Source organism: Streptomyces sp. NPDC050121 (genome assembly GCF_044460385.1).
GTDB lineage: Bacteria > Actinomycetota > Actinomycetes > Streptomycetales > Streptomycetaceae > Streptomyces > Streptomyces soliscabiei.
Genome location: NZ_JBITJV010000014.1, coordinates 220,136 through 234,374 on the forward strand (window position 1 = coordinate 220,136; position 14,239 = coordinate 234,374).

The 14,239-nt window shown below is 73.7% G+C and carries 14 protein-coding genes; 5 read left to right on the top strand and 9 right to left on the bottom strand.

From position 1 onward, the window contains the following. Positions 1-63 precede the first annotated feature (63 nt). The 4 genes from ACIBTS_RS22905 (at position 64) to ACIBTS_RS22920 (ending at position 4,914) form a co-directional block, all read left to right on the top strand. Complete coding sequence (locus tag ACIBTS_RS22905; RefSeq protein WP_399321665.1) at positions 64-2,868, top strand: cation-translocating P-type ATPase; 2,805 nt, start codon at positions 64-66, stop codon at positions 2,866-2,868. Next, entirely contained in the window at positions 2,865-3,524 is a 660-nt protein-coding gene (locus ACIBTS_RS22910; protein ID WP_399321667.1) for a potassium channel family protein, read from the top strand. Before ACIBTS_RS22905 ends, ACIBTS_RS22910 begins: the two co-directional genes overlap by 4 nt. After that, positions 3,521-4,177 carry a potassium channel family protein gene (locus ACIBTS_RS22915; protein WP_399321669.1) on the top strand — a complete coding sequence of 219 codons (657 nt, stop codon included), beginning with the start codon at positions 3,521-3,523 and terminating at the stop codon, positions 4,175-4,177. Before ACIBTS_RS22910 ends, ACIBTS_RS22915 begins: the two co-directional genes overlap by 4 nt. A gap of 431 nt (positions 4,178-4,608) precedes the next feature. Next, positions 4,609-4,914 (top strand): CBS domain-containing protein, encoded by a 306-nt coding sequence (locus ACIBTS_RS22920; protein ID WP_399321671.1) that lies wholly within the window; start codon positions 4,609-4,611, stop codon positions 4,912-4,914. Between the two features lie 68 nt (positions 4,915-4,982). Here ACIBTS_RS22920 and ACIBTS_RS22925 read toward each other — a convergent pair whose 3' ends face one another. Next, positions 4,983-7,313 (bottom strand): heavy metal translocating P-type ATPase, encoded by a 2,331-nt coding sequence (locus ACIBTS_RS22925; protein ID WP_399321672.1) that lies wholly within the window; start codon positions 7,311-7,313, stop codon positions 4,983-4,985. A gap of 212 nt (positions 7,314-7,525) precedes the next feature. Between ACIBTS_RS22925 and ACIBTS_RS22930 the strand changes: the two genes are divergently transcribed. Then, the gene (locus tag ACIBTS_RS22930; RefSeq protein ID WP_399321674.1) at positions 7,526-8,038 is read left to right on the top strand and encodes a DUF2231 domain-containing protein; all 513 of its coding nucleotides are present in this window, start codon (positions 7,526-7,528) and stop codon (positions 8,036-8,038) included. A gap of 63 nt (positions 8,039-8,101) precedes the next feature. Here the strand turns inward: ACIBTS_RS22930 and ACIBTS_RS22935 are convergent, their stop codons facing one another. The 8 genes from ACIBTS_RS22935 to ACIBTS_RS22970 form a co-directional block, all read right to left on the bottom strand. Next, positions 8,102-8,308 (bottom strand): ferredoxin, encoded by a 207-nt coding sequence (locus ACIBTS_RS22935; protein ID WP_399321676.1) that lies wholly within the window; start codon positions 8,306-8,308, stop codon positions 8,102-8,104. After that, positions 8,305-9,633 carry an NADH-ubiquinone oxidoreductase-F iron-sulfur binding region domain-containing protein gene (locus ACIBTS_RS22940; protein ID WP_399321678.1) on the bottom strand — a complete coding sequence of 443 codons (1,329 nt, stop codon included), beginning with the start codon at positions 9,631-9,633 and terminating at the stop codon, positions 8,305-8,307. Before ACIBTS_RS22940 ends, ACIBTS_RS22935 begins: the two co-directional genes overlap by 4 nt. Further along, the gene (locus tag ACIBTS_RS22945; protein ID WP_399321680.1) at positions 9,630-10,316 is read right to left on the bottom strand and encodes a ferric reductase-like transmembrane domain-containing protein; all 687 of its coding nucleotides are present in this window, start codon (positions 10,314-10,316) and stop codon (positions 9,630-9,632) included. Before ACIBTS_RS22945 ends, ACIBTS_RS22940 begins: the two co-directional genes overlap by 4 nt. Then, entirely contained in the window at positions 10,313-11,278 is a 966-nt protein-coding gene (locus ACIBTS_RS22950; protein WP_399321682.1) for an FAD:protein FMN transferase, read from the bottom strand. Before ACIBTS_RS22950 ends, ACIBTS_RS22945 begins: the two co-directional genes overlap by 4 nt. After that, positions 11,275-11,658 (bottom strand): hypothetical protein, encoded by a 384-nt coding sequence (locus tag ACIBTS_RS22955; RefSeq protein WP_399321684.1) that lies wholly within the window; start codon positions 11,656-11,658, stop codon positions 11,275-11,277. Before ACIBTS_RS22955 ends, ACIBTS_RS22950 begins: the two co-directional genes overlap by 4 nt. 78 nt (positions 11,659-11,736) lie before the next feature. Further along, a complete protein-coding gene (locus ACIBTS_RS22960; protein WP_399321686.1) occupies positions 11,737-13,137 on the bottom strand; it encodes a sensor histidine kinase in 1,401 nt (466 codons plus the stop codon). 2 nt (positions 13,138-13,139) lie between these two features. Next, positions 13,140-13,838, bottom strand: a complete 699-nt coding sequence (locus ACIBTS_RS22965) for a response regulator transcription factor (protein WP_399321688.1) — start codon at positions 13,836-13,838, stop codon at positions 13,140-13,142. Positions 13,839-13,984: 146 nt separating this feature from the next. Further along, positions 13,985-14,239: an acyl carrier protein gene (locus ACIBTS_RS22970; protein ID WP_399321690.1), complete on the bottom strand. Its 255-nt coding sequence runs from the start codon at positions 14,237-14,239 to the stop codon at positions 13,985-13,987.

Consider the following 14,239-nt stretch of genomic DNA (forward strand, 5'->3'; position numbering starts at 1 on the left):
AGCCTCGAACAAGGTCCTCCGCGTCATCCGTGCGGCGAACCCGTCACCGTACGGGCCTGCCTGATGCGCTCGAGCGCGGCCCCGCCGACCGCCGACGAACGGACGGCTCCCGGCTTCGCCCCGCCGCCGGGGGTACGGGAACTCGCCGCCGCCGATGTCTTCTCCGCGCTGGACACCTCACGCCGTGGCCTTGCGTCGGCGCAGGCAGGGGAGAGGCTGGAGCGGTACGGGCCCAACGAGCTGCCCCGGACGCGACGCCGTGCCGTATGGCGAGACCTGGCCGTGCAGTTCACAGACCTTTTCGCGGTGGTCCTGCTGGTCGCCGCGGCGATCACCTTCCTGGCGTACGGGCTTCAGGAACCGCGGGACGCGGGCACCCTGCAACTGGCGGTGGCCATCCTGGCCGTCGTCGTGCTGAACGCGGCCATCGGTTTCGCGCAGGAGTACTCGGCGGAACGCACGGCGCAGGCCCTGGCGGCGATGGTGCCGCACGCCTGCCGGGTGCTGCGCGGCGGGGAACGACTGTCGGTGCCCGCCCGCGACCTGGTGCCGGGGGACGTGGTGGTGCTGGAGGCCGGGGATGCCGTGTCGGCGGACTGCCGTGTGGTGGAGGCCCACGAACTGGCGGTCGACAACGCGCCGTTGACCGGGGAGAGCAATGCCGTGGGCCGCACGGCCGACCCGGTGGCGGCCGGGTCGGCGCTGCAGGCCCGCAACTGCGTCTTCATGGGGACCGACGTGGTCGCCGGATCCGGGCGTGCCGTGGTCGTCGCCACGGGCGCGTCCACCGAGTTCGGGCGGATCTACCGGCTGGCCGCCGCCGCGCCGCGGCAGAAGACCCCGCTTCAGCACCAGGTGGCCGTCATGGCGCGCCGGGTGGCGGGGGCGGCCCTGGCGATCGGGGCCCTGGTGTTCGTCGTCCGGCTGCCCACCGGCGAGTCCGTCCTGCCGTCGTTCGTGTTCGCGCTGGGGGTGATGGTGGCGATGGTGCCGGAAGGGCTGCCCGCCACCCTGTCGGTGTCCCTGGCGATCGGCGTACGGCGGATGGCGCGCCGGCAGGCACTGATCAAGCAACTGCTGGCGGTGGAGGCCCTCGGATCGACCACCGTGGTGTGCACCGACAAGACAGGGACGCTCACCCAGGCGGAGATGACCGTCACCCGGGTGTGGGCGGACGGCGTGACCCATGACGTGACGGGGGTGGGCTACGCCCCGCGAGGGGAAGTCGCCGACGCGGCGCCGGTGCGTGAGCTGCTGCGGGTGGCCGGTCTGTGCTGCGACGCCCGACTGGTGCCGCCCGCGGGCCCCAAGGAGCACTGGCGGGTGCTCGGTGACACGACCGAGGGCGCGCTGCTCGTCGTAGCGGCCAAGGCCGGTCTGGACCCGGACGCGGAGGCGGCCGCGACCCCCAGGGTGACGGAGTTCCCCTTCGACTCGGACCGCAAGCTGATGACCACCGTCCACAAGACCGCGACGGGCCACCAGGCATGCGTCAAGGGAGCGCCTGTGGAGCTGCTGGCGCGCTGCACCGACGCGGAGCGGGACGGACGGCGGGAGCCGCTGACCGAGCGGGACCGGGCGGTGGTCGTCGCGGCGGGCGACGAACTGGCCTCCCAGGGGCTGCGTGTGCTGGCCGTCGCACGGCGGGAGGTCGACGGGCCCCGGCCCGTGCGGGACGAGGCCGAGTCCGGACTGACTCTGCTGGGACTGGTCGGCATGCTGGACCCGCCGCGTCCGGAGGTCACCGACGCGGTCGCCGCCTGCCGCCGGGCCGGCATCCGGATCGTCATGGTCACCGGGGACCACCCGCTGACCGGGGAGGCCGTGGCCCGCCGGGTGGGGATCGTACGGCGGCCCGATCCGGTGGTGGTGACCGGCTCCCGGCTCGACGCCATGGACGACGACGCACTCGACGCACTGCTCGCCGAACCGTCCGAACTGCTGTTGTGCCGGGTCAGCCCGGAGCACAAGATGCGCGTGGTCACCGCGTTCCAGCGGCGGGGCGAGGTGGTGGCGGTCACCGGGGACGGCGCCAACGACGCCCCCGCGCTCAAGCACGCGGACATCGGCGTGGCGATGGGTGCCGGGGGCACCGACGTGGCGCGCGAGGCGGCCGCGATGGTCCTGCTGGACGACTCGTTCGCCTCCATCGCGGCGGCGGTACGGCTCGGCCGCGCCGTCTACCAGAACATCCGCAAGTTCCTCGTCTACCTCTTCAGCCACAACATCGGCGAGCTGGTCCCGATCCTGGCGGCCACCTTCGCGGGTTTCCCGCTGGTGCCCATCAGTGCAGTGCAGATCCTCGCCATCGACCTGGGCTCCGATGTACTGCCCGCCTTGGCCCTGGGCGCCGAGCCGCCCGAACCCGACGTCATGGACCGGCCGCCGCGCTCGCGCCGGGAGCGGCTGTTCTCGGCCGCCGTGATGGGACGGATCCTGTTCCTCGGCGGCATCCAGGCGGCCTGCGTCACCGCCGTCTTCTTCTGGCACATCGCCGCCTCGGGGATCCCGTTCGACGACTTCACCAAGGACACGCCCGTCTACCGGGAGGCGATCACCATGGTCCAGGCGGGGATCGTGCTCAGCCAGTTCTTCAACGCGCTCACCGTGCGCACCGACCGGCAGAGCATCCTGAAAGTGGGCCTGCTGTCCAACCCGGCCCTGCTGGCCGCGGGCGGCTTCGGCGTCGCCCTCATGGCCGCGATCAGCTACCTGCCCCCACTCCAGGCCGTCTTCAACACGGCCCCGCTCGCCGCCGCCGACTGGGCCGTCCTGGCCGCACTCGGCACCCTGCCCCTGCTCGCGGACGAGACCCGCAAGGCGTGGCTGCGCCGACGCGACGCGCGCCGGAAAGGAGCCCCACGATGAAAGTGATCGTCGTCGGCTGCGGACGGGTGGGCGCCAGCCTCGCCGCTCTGCTCGCCTCGGAAGGACACGACGTCGATGTCGTCGACCGGCGCCCCAAGGCCGCCCGGCGGCTGCCCGACGGCCCCCGCATCCGCTTCCACGAGGGCAACGGCTTCAGCCGCGCCGTCCTGCGGACCGCGGGGGTCGAGCACGCGGACGCCTTCGTCGCCGTCACCTCCGGCGACAACAGCAACATCGTCAGCGCCCGTACGGCGAGGGAGACGTACCGCGTGCCGATCGTCCTCGCCCGCATCTACGACCCACGCCGCGCCGACATCTACCACGACCTCGGCATCCCCACCATCGCCAGCGTCCGCTGGACCGTCCACCAGCTCCACCGGATGCTGCTGCACCGCCACCTCAGCGCCGAACTCAGCTTCGGCAACGGCGAGACCCTGCTCGTCCGCTCTGAGGTGCCCGCCTACCTCGTCGGCCGGCGACTGACCGAGTTCGACGTCGACGGCGAGATCCGCGTCGTCGAGGTCACCCGCGCGGGCCGCTCCCTGATCCCCGCGCACGGAACGTCCGCGCAGCCGGACGACCTGGTCACCTTCGCCGTCGCCGCCACCGCGCTCGGCAGGCTGCGCGGCTTCCTCGACAAGGAGCTGGGAACGTGAACGTGCTCATCGCCGGCGCGGGACGGCTCGGCGCCCAGATCGCCCAGGTGCTCTCCGCCGCCCGCAACGAGGTCACCCTCATCGACACCGACGACGACCGCCTGGCCGAACTGGAAGGCCGCGTCCCGGTGCGACTGGTGGCGGGCGACGCCTGCGAACCGGCCCTGCTGGAACACTCCGGTGCCCTGACCGCCGACCTCGTCATCGCCACCACCGGCGACGACGAGGACAACCTCGTCATCAGCCTCCTCGCCAAACGGCAGTTCTCGGTGCCCCGCGTCGCCGCCCGCGTCAACGACGCCGACAATGCCTGGCTGTTCGACGAACGCTGGGGCGTCGACGTCGCCGTCCCCTCCGCCACCCCGCTGATCTCCCTCATCGAGGAGGCCACCGGGGCCACCGACACCGTCGCCCTGCTGCGGCTCAGCAAGGCAGGAGTCGAGGTCATCGAAACGGCCATCACGGAACAGTCCAGGACGGCGGGACGAGCCCTGGGCGACGTCGTCCTGCCCGAGGGCACGGTCGTCGCCACCATCATCCGCGACGGACAGCCGACCGTCCCGGACCCGGAGGAGCGGCTGCGCCCCGGCGACGAACTCCTCCTCGTCTCCCACACGGCGACCGAGCAGGAGATCCACGCCGCCTTCCAGTGACCCTTCACCGCTGCGTGGTCCGGGTTGCCCAGGCGGGGGATCCAGCGGCGCCGCAGGGCGCGGACCCGGTGCCGGGTGCCCAGCGCCTCCGCCCCCACGAGCTCGGCGGCGGTGCGGGCGGCGGCGTACTCGGCGGCGGCCCGCGCGGCACGGCCGTAAGCCGCTTCGGCATGCACCAGAGCCTCAACCGTGACCTCGGCCTGAGCCATGCCTGCCGTAGCCGCGTCGAGGGCCTGTTCCCCGCTCAGGAGCAGCCCCCGCAGCAGTCAGCGCTCGGCCTCGGGCAGCAGGTCGCGCCAGGCGCGGGCGGCCGCAGCCCCAGCGCTCACCAACCGCTCGTGCTCGGAGCGCAGGATGCGGAGCTTCTGCTCCATAAGGTCCGCCAGTGACCGGGGCCCCCGCCCCGGGCGGCCAGTTCCAGCGCGCCGCGCGTGCGCCACGCGTCGGCCGACAGCAGGGCCACGGCTCCCACCACCGGCGCCGGCCCGTTCCTCGACGTGGCGCACGCCCTCGCCCGTGAACAGGTGAACGCCGTGCCGGTGGTCGACACCGACGGCCACGTGATCGGTGTCGTCTCGGAATCGAAGCCTGCTGGCCAAGGCCGCCGTCATGGCGGAGCCCCGCCGGCACGGCCCCGTCGGCAGACTGCGGCAGCACCGCCTGACAAGAGCCACGGAGACACAGCGGCCACCGTGCAGAACGGCGTGGTGACCGTCGACGCCATCGAGACGCCGTGATGCGACAGCGTCCGCCCGTCCGCCCGTCGGTCTGGCACCGCAGGCGCCGGATCCTTGGTGGGTGTTCCTCACGGGGCGAGGGAGAAGTAGTTCTCCTCCTCCTGGGTGAAGTGCAGGCGCAGGACGGTGTTGAGGCCGTAGAGGCAGGAACGCAGGTCGTCGAGTTGTTCGGGGGCCAGGCCGCCGTCGGCGCGGGCCAGTTCGAGGTGGGTGGCGATGCGGCGCGAGAGGCGTTCGATCTCGGTGTGGGCGCGGCTCATGGTGGCGGTGGCCTCGGGGCCGCCGAGGGTCGGGGCGAGCGCGGGATAGAGCTCGTGTTCCTCGGCGTGCTCATGGGGCAGCAGCCGTTCGACGAGCAGGCGGTGGGTCTCCTCCACGGCGGTGAGGGCTGCGGGGCCGGGGGCGTCGGAGAGACGATCGGCCGCGTCGCGTACGGCGTCGAGGACGTCCTGAAGGTCGTGGTGTTCGTCGGCGAAGCGGTGGATGAGCGCCTCGGCGGCGGGGGTGACGGCCGGGCGTGCCCCCTGGTCGACGCGCAGGGCGCGCAGGGCGTTGAGGATGACGGCGACGTCGATGCCCTCCTGGAGCAGCGCGCCGGCGGCGGGCGGGAGCAGACCGAACGCGGCCGCGGCCATGGCGACCAGGGACATCAGCATTCCGCCGAGGGCACTCTGCACGGCGATGCGGCGGGCGCGCTGGGCGATGGCGACGGCGTCGGCGAGCCGGTCGACGCGGTCGGTGGTCAGGACGATGTCGGCGGCCTCGGAGGAGGCGGTGGAGCCGCGCGCGCCCATGGCGACGCCGATGTCGGCGGCGGCCAGGGCGGGGGCGTCGTTGACGCCGTCGCCGACCATCACGGTGACGGCGTGCTCACGTTCGGCGCGCACGACGGCGACCTTGCCGGCCGGACTGAGCTCGGCGCGCACGTCGTCCAGACCCAGGACGGCGGCGACCTCCTGGGCGGGCGCGGCGCGGTCGCCGGTGAGCATCAGCAACCGCCGGATGCCGGCCGCGCGCAGATGGCGCAGAGTGCGCGGGGCGTCGTCGCGCATGGGGTCGCGCAGCAGGACGGCGCCGGCGGGCTCTCCGTCGAGGGTGAGCCAGCCGACCGCCGCGCCGTCGAGGAGGGCACGGTTGTCGACCGCCCCGGCCCAGGCGGGCCGTGCATGGTCGGGGTCGAGGCGGCCGATGGACACGCGGTGTCCGTCCACGGTGCCGGTGGCGCCCCGGCCGGGTTCTTCCGTGACGTCCGTCGGGGCTGTCAGTTCCAGTCCGCGTTCTCTGGCGGTGTCGACGATGGCCTGGGCCAGCACGTGGGGGGAGTACTGGTCGACTGAGGCCGCCAGACGCAGGACTTCCGCGGGTTTCAGATCGGGGGCGGCGGTGACGTCGAGGACGCGCGGGCGGCCTCGCGTGAGAGTGCCGGTCTTGTCGAGCAGGAGGGTGCGGGCGCGGCCGAGGTTCTCCAGGGCGCCGCCGTCACGGATGACGACACCGAGGCGTGAGGCGCGGGAGAGTCCGGAGACGATGGCGACCGGGGCGGCCAGCAACAGGGGGCAGGGTGTGGCGACCACCAGGACGGCGACCGCGCGTACGGCGGAGCCGCTGATCAGCCATGCCAGTCCCGCGACGACGAGGGAGAGCGGAAGGAACCAGGCGGCGTAGCGGTCGGCCAGCCGCACGACAGGCGCGGACTCGGCCCCGGCCTGCTGCGCCAGCCGCACGATCTGGGCGTACGTGCTGTCCCGCTCGGTGGCGGTGGCGCGCAGTTCGAAGGCGCCGCCGGCGTTGACCACGCCGCTGCGCACTCCTTCACCCAGGAGCCGCTCGACCTGCACGGGTTCACCGGTGAGCACCGATTCGTCGAGTACGGCGGCGGCGCTTTCCACCCGGCCGTCGACGGGAACGACGTCACCGGGGCGCACGACGAGCAGGTCACCGACGACGACCTGTTCCAGCGGCACTGTCGCCATTCCCGCGCCCGTGCGCCGGTGCGCCGAGCGCGGCGCGTGTTCGAGCAGGGCCCGCAGGTCGTGCGAGGCGCGCCGCTGTGCCGCGGCTTCCAGAGTGCGCCCGGTGGCGAGCATCAGCGCGATCAGGGCGCCGGCCAGATACTCGCCCACGGCCAGGGTCCCGCCGAGTGCGAGCACGGCGATCAGGTCCACGCCCGCGTGTCCGCGCCGCAGCGCGGCCAGCACCCACCACACCGCGGGGACGACGGCCGCCACGGTACCCACAGCCCAGAGCAGGTCAGCGAGGTCCGGGGCGTCGGCGAGCCAGGCGACGCCGCCGCCTGCGAGGGCGGCGGCCGTGACGACCAGGAGGACGGGTTCCAGCCGTCGGGACACGCCCGGGGCGGTCAGGCGGTGCAGTCGCGCTGCGAGAGTGAAGTGGTTCATGGCGCACCTCGGTGGATCCGGGACGATGACCGCCGGATCGGTCTTCTTCCATCTCACCGCGGCACCCGGGTCATGCGGAAGGGGACACTCGGCCCTGCTTCCGGGCCGGACGGACGGCACGAAAAGCTCTCAGAAGAAGCTGAGAGGTTCCCGTGCCAGGCTGGCGCGCCTGATCGACACAGGTAACCCGAACCCTCTGGAGGATTTCGCCGATGAGCCTGGTCAACGGCCTGCCCGCACACATACTGCTCGTGCACCTCGTTGTGGTCCTCGTTCCCCTGACCGCGCTGGCACTCGTGCTCTGTGTGATCTGGCCCAAGGCGGCGCAGCGCATGGGCGTCGTCCTGCCGCTGCTGGCCCTGGTCACGCTCGTGAGCGTTCCGCTCACCACGCAGGCCGGCGAATGGCTGGAGGGACACGTCGACAGCAACGCGCTGGTGCGCCGGCACGCCGAACTCGGCGACGGCCTGCTCCCCTGGGCCGGGGGCCTGTTCCTCCTGTCGGTCGTCGTCTGGTGGGCGTCCGGCCGCGCCGCAGCGTCCCGATCCGGCTCCTCGGGCGGCACACGGTGGTCCGCCGCGCCGGTGCGCGTCGCAGCGGCGGTGCTTGCACTGGCGGTGGCCGCGGGAGCCGTCGTGGACGTCTACCGCATCGGCGACTCCGGGGCGAAGGCCGCATGGCAGGACGGCTTCTCCAAGACGGCGTCGGGCGGTGGGGACGACTGACCCGCCGCCGGCCCGCTTCGACGGCCGGGGACACGTGAGGGAAGCGGTCGGCCCGCGCGCCACTCACGTGTCGTCGGTGTGCAGGGCCAGGCGGGGGCAGGCGGCGACGGCCCGTCGGGTGTGGGCGCGCAGCCGGTCGGGGACGATCCGGTCCTTGAGGATGGGGAAGCCCCACTCGTCGAGGTCGATCAGCTCGGGGAGCAGTTCGCCGCACAGTCCCCGACCGGTGCAGGCGATGCGGTCGATGCGCAGGGTCCGTGTCGGGGTCATCGCCAGGTCTCCGGGGGCGTGGCGGGCGGTACGGGGATCTGCGGCGGCCGGCCGGCCGCGGGGCAGGCGCCGTGGGTGAGGTGGCGGTCGACGTCGTCGGCGAAGGTGCGCAGGGCAGAGGCGGCCAGGCGGGCGGCACCGTCGGGGTGGCGGCAGGCGCCTCGGTCGGGTAGCAGACCGGTCCGGCGGTGCAGACGGGACAGCAGCTCCGGGTGGGCCTGTCCGGCGGCCAGTGCGGCGAAGTCCTCGGCCACGGCGGGCAGCCCGTACCGGCAGGGTCCGCACTGGCGGGCGCCGTGGGCTGCGAGGAAGGCGAGCATCCGGGCCGTTTCCGTCAGCCCGCAGGCCCTTTGGTGAAGCGCGACGAGTACGCCCGCGCCGGGTGCGGCGCCCAGCGGAGCCAGCTCGCGGCGGGCGAGGGGCGTGTGCACGTTCTCTGCCGGGAGCCAGGTGCCGGCGAAGCCGCCGAGCAGGATGGCCCGGAGGGGGCCCGTGGGGCCTCCGGCACGGTCGAGCACCGTGGCGAGCGGTGTGCCGAGCGGTGCTTCCAGGACCCCTGGTGCAGCCACCGCTCCGGAGACGGTGACGAGCGTGGTGCCGGGCTCTTCCGTGGTGCCGGCCTGCCGGAACCAGTCGGGTCCGTGGCGGGCGATGAGGGCGAGGTGGGCGAGGGTCTCGGCGTTGTGGACGAGGGTGGGACGGCGGGCGACCCCGCGTTCGTGGCTGCGCGGGGGGCTGCCCTGCGGGCGAGCGGGGCCCCCGTTGAGCCAGTTCACCAGTGAGGTCGACTCGCTGGACACGTAGCCGTGCGGCAGGGCGTGCAGGTGTATCCGTACGGGGTCGAGGCGGGTACGTCGTCGCTCCTCCACGGCGGTGCAGAGCTGCCGGTGCTGGGCGGTGCGGGTGCGAGGCAGACACACGTGGACGGTGTCGGCTCCGAGCTCGGTCGCCGCCAGGACCGCGCCGTCGAGGACCAGGTGGGGTGCGACAGCGAGCAGGAACTGGTCCTTGCGGCTGGCGGGTTCGCTCTCCATGGCATTGACGACGATCACGGCCGGGCCCCGGCAGCCCAGCACGCCCCGCAGTTTCCGGGCGGTCGGAAACCCGGCGCCACCGCGTCCGGTGAGCCCGGCCGCCTCGACCGCGTCCAGCAGCGGCCCCGGAATGTTTCCGTCGAGGGGAGGCTGCCCGTGGCGTCGCAGGTGGTCGGTCAAGGTGGCGGGTCGCCCGGTGGCATGCCATTCCGCCAGCAGCCGCGCGCCGGAGCCGTCCGGCCCGGGTGTGCGGTGGTGGGGCGCGAAGGGCACCTCGGTCGAGGAGTTCACCGGCCACCCCCGGGCACGAGCGCGTTCGCGGCGGCTTGATGGGACCAGCCGGCCTGGAGCGGCCCAGCGGCCAGGAAGGCGGTCAGCACCACCGGTACGGCCATCGCGGTCGCGGCGGCCACGAGACGACCGGCCACCCGTCCCGGACCGGCCTTCGCAAGGCGCCACCACACGGCAGCGACCACCGAGGCCAGGCAAGCGGCGTAGAGCCACAGCTGGAGGGGGAGGCGGGTGTCGGTGCCGGTTCCGGCGCCGTGGAAGAGGGCCAGCGGCCAGGCGGCGTAGGCCAGCCAGTGCACGGCCTTCCAGCGCCGCACCCCCAGCCGGAGCCGCAACGCGCTGGTGATCAGCACCGCGAGCAGCAGATCGACCGCGGCAGTGCCCAGCCCGAGCCAGAGCGGACGGTACGACGCCCCGAACGGGACCACGGACACCGCCCACCCCAGATGCACGAACGGATCGAGCACCGCCGTCACCACGTGCACGGCGAGGAACACCAGGGTGAGCAGGGACAGGTTGCGGTGCAGCAGCCCGATCCCGAACCGGCCGATCCGGCGGGGTGCGGACCGCCCGCCGGAGGCGATCCCGAGCACCACGGTGGCGGTGAGCAGGATCAGCGCGAGGGTGCCGCCGGCGCGGCTGGCGTACCACAGGGGGCTGCCGGTGAGGGCGAGTGTCGTCATCGCGGAACTCCGAGGTCGGGAGCCGGTGAGTCGGGCGGCCAGCCGCCGAGGGGCACGACGGCGCCGTCGAGGCCGACCAGGCGGGCGGGCAGGCCGGTGGAGCGCAGCCAGTGCACGGCCCGCTCGCCGAGCACGACCGCCGCCGTACTCGCTGTGTTGGCGTCCACGCAGGTGGCGGCGGCGACGGTGACCGTGCGCCACACGGGCGCGGCCGGTTCCCCGGAGACCGGGTCGACGATGTGGTGCAGGGCGCGCCCGCCGCGCCGCCATGTGCGCACCCGGATGCCGGAGGTCGCCAGGGCCCCGCAGGTCACGGCCACGGCGGGGCCCGGCTCCGTCACAAACTGCGCGTGGTCGTCGGCGAGCGCGATCCGCCAGCCGCCCTCCGGCGCCGGCCCGGCCACGGCCAGGTCGCCGCCGAGACCGACCAGCACCCCGCGGCCGGTCGCTGCGGCGGCCTGGTGGACGGCGCGGTCGGCGGCGAGGGCCTTGGCGGTGGCGCCCAGGTCGAGGCGGGTGCGCGGGGGCAGACACAGCCGCCGGGTGCGCGGGTTCCACCTGATGCTTCGCCAGCCGGGCGCGGGGCGGCCGACGGGCACCGGACGGGCGTCGTCGGGGCGCACGGAGGCGAACGTACGGTCGTAACCGAGCGCGATCACCGCGCTGCCCACGGTCGGGTCCACCGCGCCGCCGGTGATCCGGGCGGCCCGCAGGGCGGCCTGGAGCGCCTCGGCGAAGTGTTCGCTCACTGTCGTCGGGGTGCCTGCGCCCAGGTTGACGCGGGTGAGTTCGGAGTCCGGCCGGAAGCGGCTGCAGGCCAGGTCGACGGCTCGGAGCTCGGTGCGCAGAACCTCCTCCGCGACGGGCAGGGCACCCGGGTCGGTGACGAGCACGGTGGCGGTGGTGCCAAGGGCGGGGAAGACGGCTTGGGCGGGGGAGGGGGCCGGCGTATGCGTGGTCATGACGCCCCCGTCGTCGTGTGCGGCTGTTGCCGGGTGGGAGCCGGTGGTTGGGCAGGAGGCTGCGGCGTCGGCTGAGCGGCAGGAGCAGCGCCCTCGTCCTCGTCGTCCTCGTGATGGTCGCTTCCCTCGGTCCCTCCCGTCGCAGGGGCGGAGGACGACGTCGCGGGGTTCTGCACGGATGGGGTGACGGCCGGTGCGGGAGATGCCGAGCCTCCTGGCAGCAGGTGCGTGTAGAGGCTCCCCAGCCCCGCCGCGCCGGCCACCGCGGTGACGGCGATCCACCGGGTCAGACGGCGGCTGCGGAGGAGGCCGCGATCGCGCGCGAGCGGAGAACCGGTCGGTGGGGGCGTCGGCGGGAAGTCGTCGGGCGGAGATGCCATGGCGGGACTCCTGGAGGGTCAGCGGCCGGATCGGCCGCGTACACCTCCAGGCTGTGCTCACGGTTCTGCGGAACTGGCTCACCTCTTCTTCGGATCCGGTAAAGATCTCGGTCCACCGGCCCGCTCCCGTCCGCGTTCCTGCCACAGCGGCAGCTCCAGTACGACGGTCAGCCCGCCACCGGGGGTGTCCTCCAGCCGTACCGTGCCGCCGTTGACAGTGACGAGGCGGTGGACGATGGCGAGCCCGAGCCCGGTACCGCCGGCCTCGGGGTTGCCGAACCGGCGGAAGGCGACCGCCTTCGCCCCGGCCGTCATCCCGGGACCGTCGTCCCGGACACGCACCCGGGCGGTGGCTCCGGCCGCACGGCGGTCGAGGCTGATGCTCCCGCCTGACGGCACGGCGTCCACGGCGTTGGCGATCAGGTTGTCGAGGATCTGCTCCAGGTGCCCCGCCCCCAGCGCGACGATCGGCGCCACATCGTCGGACTCGGCGGCCAACCGGACGCCGCGCTCCTGGGCGACGGGTGCCCAGGCGGCCACCCGTTCGGCCACCACCTCGTCGATCGGCACGGCGGTCGGGCGGGGCGTGGACTGTTCGGCGCGCGCGACCGCCAGCAGCCCGTCGACCAGCCGGGACAGCCGGGAGATCTCCTCCTGGGCGGCGGCAAGATCGGCGGCGGCGTCGTCGTCCGCGCCGGCGGCCAGGATGTCGAGACGCAGGCGCAGCGCGGCCAGCGGGGTGCGCAGCTGATGGGACACGTCCGCGATCACGGCTCGATGGCCGTGCACCAGGGATTCTGTGCGCGCCGCCATGGTGTTGAAGGTGGTGGCGAGCCGGCGTACCTCCGGTGGACCGGCTCCCACGTCGGCCCGCTCGTCGAGAGCGCCCTCGCCCAGCCGCTGGGCCGATGCGTCCAGTGTCGACAGGGGCCGGCTCACCCAGCGGGCGAGGCGGACGGACAGCAGCACGGAGGCGGCAAGTCCCGCGACACCGATCGCTGCGGACCAGCCCCAGATCGCGGCGATCCGGGCATCGAGCGGAGCGGCGGAACGGGCCAGGACCACTGCGCCGGCGGGCGCGCGCACGTCACCGGCCGGTTCCGCGACCAGCAGGCGCCCCTCGCTCTCCGGGGGTTCCGGCTCGCGTCCGCGCAGCACATCCTCGACCGACTCCTCCGCCTCGTCACCCTGCGCTGCGCCGCACGGCGTACTGGCCACCAAGCGCGCGGAGGCGTCGTACACGGCGGCGCAGTCCCCCGCCCGCGCGGCGGCATCCATCTCCTTGCGCATGACGCCGGCCGGTTTGCCGTCGGAGAGGTGTTCCTCGGCCGCCGCGGCGATCACCCTCGTGGCTGCGCGCTGGTTGTCGCGGTAGGCGACACGCTCACGCGCCGTCAGCGACACCGCCAGCGGCACCACCGCCAGTACCAGCAGCACAGAGGTCAGGACCACAAGCGTCCAGGCGATCCGGCGGGTCACGACTACTCCGGAGGCGCCTGGACCGCCCCGAGCCGGAAACCGTGCCCGTAGACCGTCTCGATCAGCCCGGGCACGTCGAGCTTGCGGCGCAGCGCCGCGATGTGCACGTCCAGCACCTTCGTCGGTCCGTACCAGTGCGAGTCCCAGGCCCGCTCCAGGATCTGCTGTCGGCTCAGCACCCGGCCCGGATCGGCGGCCAGGCACTCCAGGATGCCGAACTCCTTCGGCGTCAGCGCCACCGCACGCTCGCCCACCGACACCTGCCGGGTGCGCAGGTCGAGTGCCAGCGGCCCGTGCCGGACGATCTGCGGCCCGGCCGGGCGCCGCCGACGCAGCACCGCCCGGATCCTCGCCAGCAACTCGGCCAGCCCGAACGGCTTGACCAGGTAGTCGTCGGCCCCCTCGTCCAGGGCCACCACCCGGTCCGCTTCCTCGCCCCGCGCCGTCACCGCGATGATCACGGCATCCGACCGGGCACGCAGCTTCCGGCACACCTCGACGCCGTCGATGTCCGGCAGCCCCAGATCCAGCAGGACGACATCGGGAGGGGCGGCTGCCAGGGCGGCCCCGCCGCTGCGGACATCCTCGACGGCGTAGCCGGCCTGCCGCAGCCCGCGCACCAACGACTCGGCGATACCCCGGTCGTCCTCCACGACCAGCACCCGCGTCTCCTCAGCCGCGCCGGTGGCCTCAGCGTTCATCCGCGTTACCCGCCTCCTCGACGATGCGATCGACTCCATCGATCCTTCTTCCAGCCTCCGCTCCCGTCGGGCCTGGGCGGTAGGGGCCATCCGTCCCCCTACCGCCATCGCCGGCACCTGCTGCCCGGCGGCCTGCAGAGCTGCCATCAGTGCAAAGGCACTGAGCGCGTGAGGACGAAGTCGGCACAGTCGGACAGCGTGGTGAGCCGGGGGGCGTCCTCGTCCTCGATGCGGACACCGGACCGTTCGCTGAGGACCTCGACGAAACTGAGGAAGTCGAGGGAATCCATCTCCAGCACGTCGCGGAACGCGTCGTCGGGCCCCAGGGCGGCGGCGCCCGCGCCGGGGACGACACGGGAGATCGACTCCATGACCATGTCGAGTGCTTCGGTTCGGTTCAT

What these genes read in the sequence shown, in the direction of transcription:
- ACIBTS_RS22905 (WP_399321665.1), top strand. Translation starts at nt 64, where the DNA reads ATGCGCTCGAGCGCGGCCCCGCCGACCGCCGACGAACGGACGGCTCCC.
- ACIBTS_RS22910 (WP_399321667.1), top strand. Translation starts at nt 2,865, where the DNA reads ATGAAAGTGATCGTCGTCGGCTGCGGACGGGTGGGCGCCAGCCTCGCC.
- ACIBTS_RS22925 (WP_399321672.1), bottom strand. Translation starts at nt 7,313, where the DNA reads ATGAACCACTTCACTCTCGCAGCGCGACTGCACCGCCTGACCGCCCCG.
- ACIBTS_RS22930 (WP_399321674.1), top strand. Translation starts at nt 7,526, where the DNA reads ATGAGCCTGGTCAACGGCCTGCCCGCACACATACTGCTCGTGCACCTC.
- ACIBTS_RS22935 (WP_399321676.1), bottom strand. Translation starts at nt 8,308, where the DNA reads ATGACCCCGACACGGACCCTGCGCATCGACCGCATCGCCTGCACCGGT.
- ACIBTS_RS22945 (WP_399321680.1), bottom strand. Translation starts at nt 10,316, where the DNA reads ATGACGACACTCGCCCTCACCGGCAGCCCCCTGTGGTACGCCAGCCGC.
- ACIBTS_RS22950 (WP_399321682.1), bottom strand. Translation starts at nt 11,278, where the DNA reads ATGACCACGCATACGCCGGCCCCCTCCCCCGCCCAAGCCGTCTTCCCC.
- ACIBTS_RS22955 (WP_399321684.1), bottom strand. Translation starts at nt 11,658, where the DNA reads ATGGCATCTCCGCCCGACGACTTCCCGCCGACGCCCCCACCGACCGGT.
- ACIBTS_RS22965 (WP_399321688.1), bottom strand. Translation starts at nt 13,838, where the DNA reads ATGAACGCTGAGGCCACCGGCGCGGCTGAGGAGACGCGGGTGCTGGTC.
- ACIBTS_RS22970 (WP_399321690.1), bottom strand. Translation starts at nt 14,239, where the DNA reads ATGAACCGAACCGAAGCACTCGACATGGTCATGGAGTCGATCTCCCGT.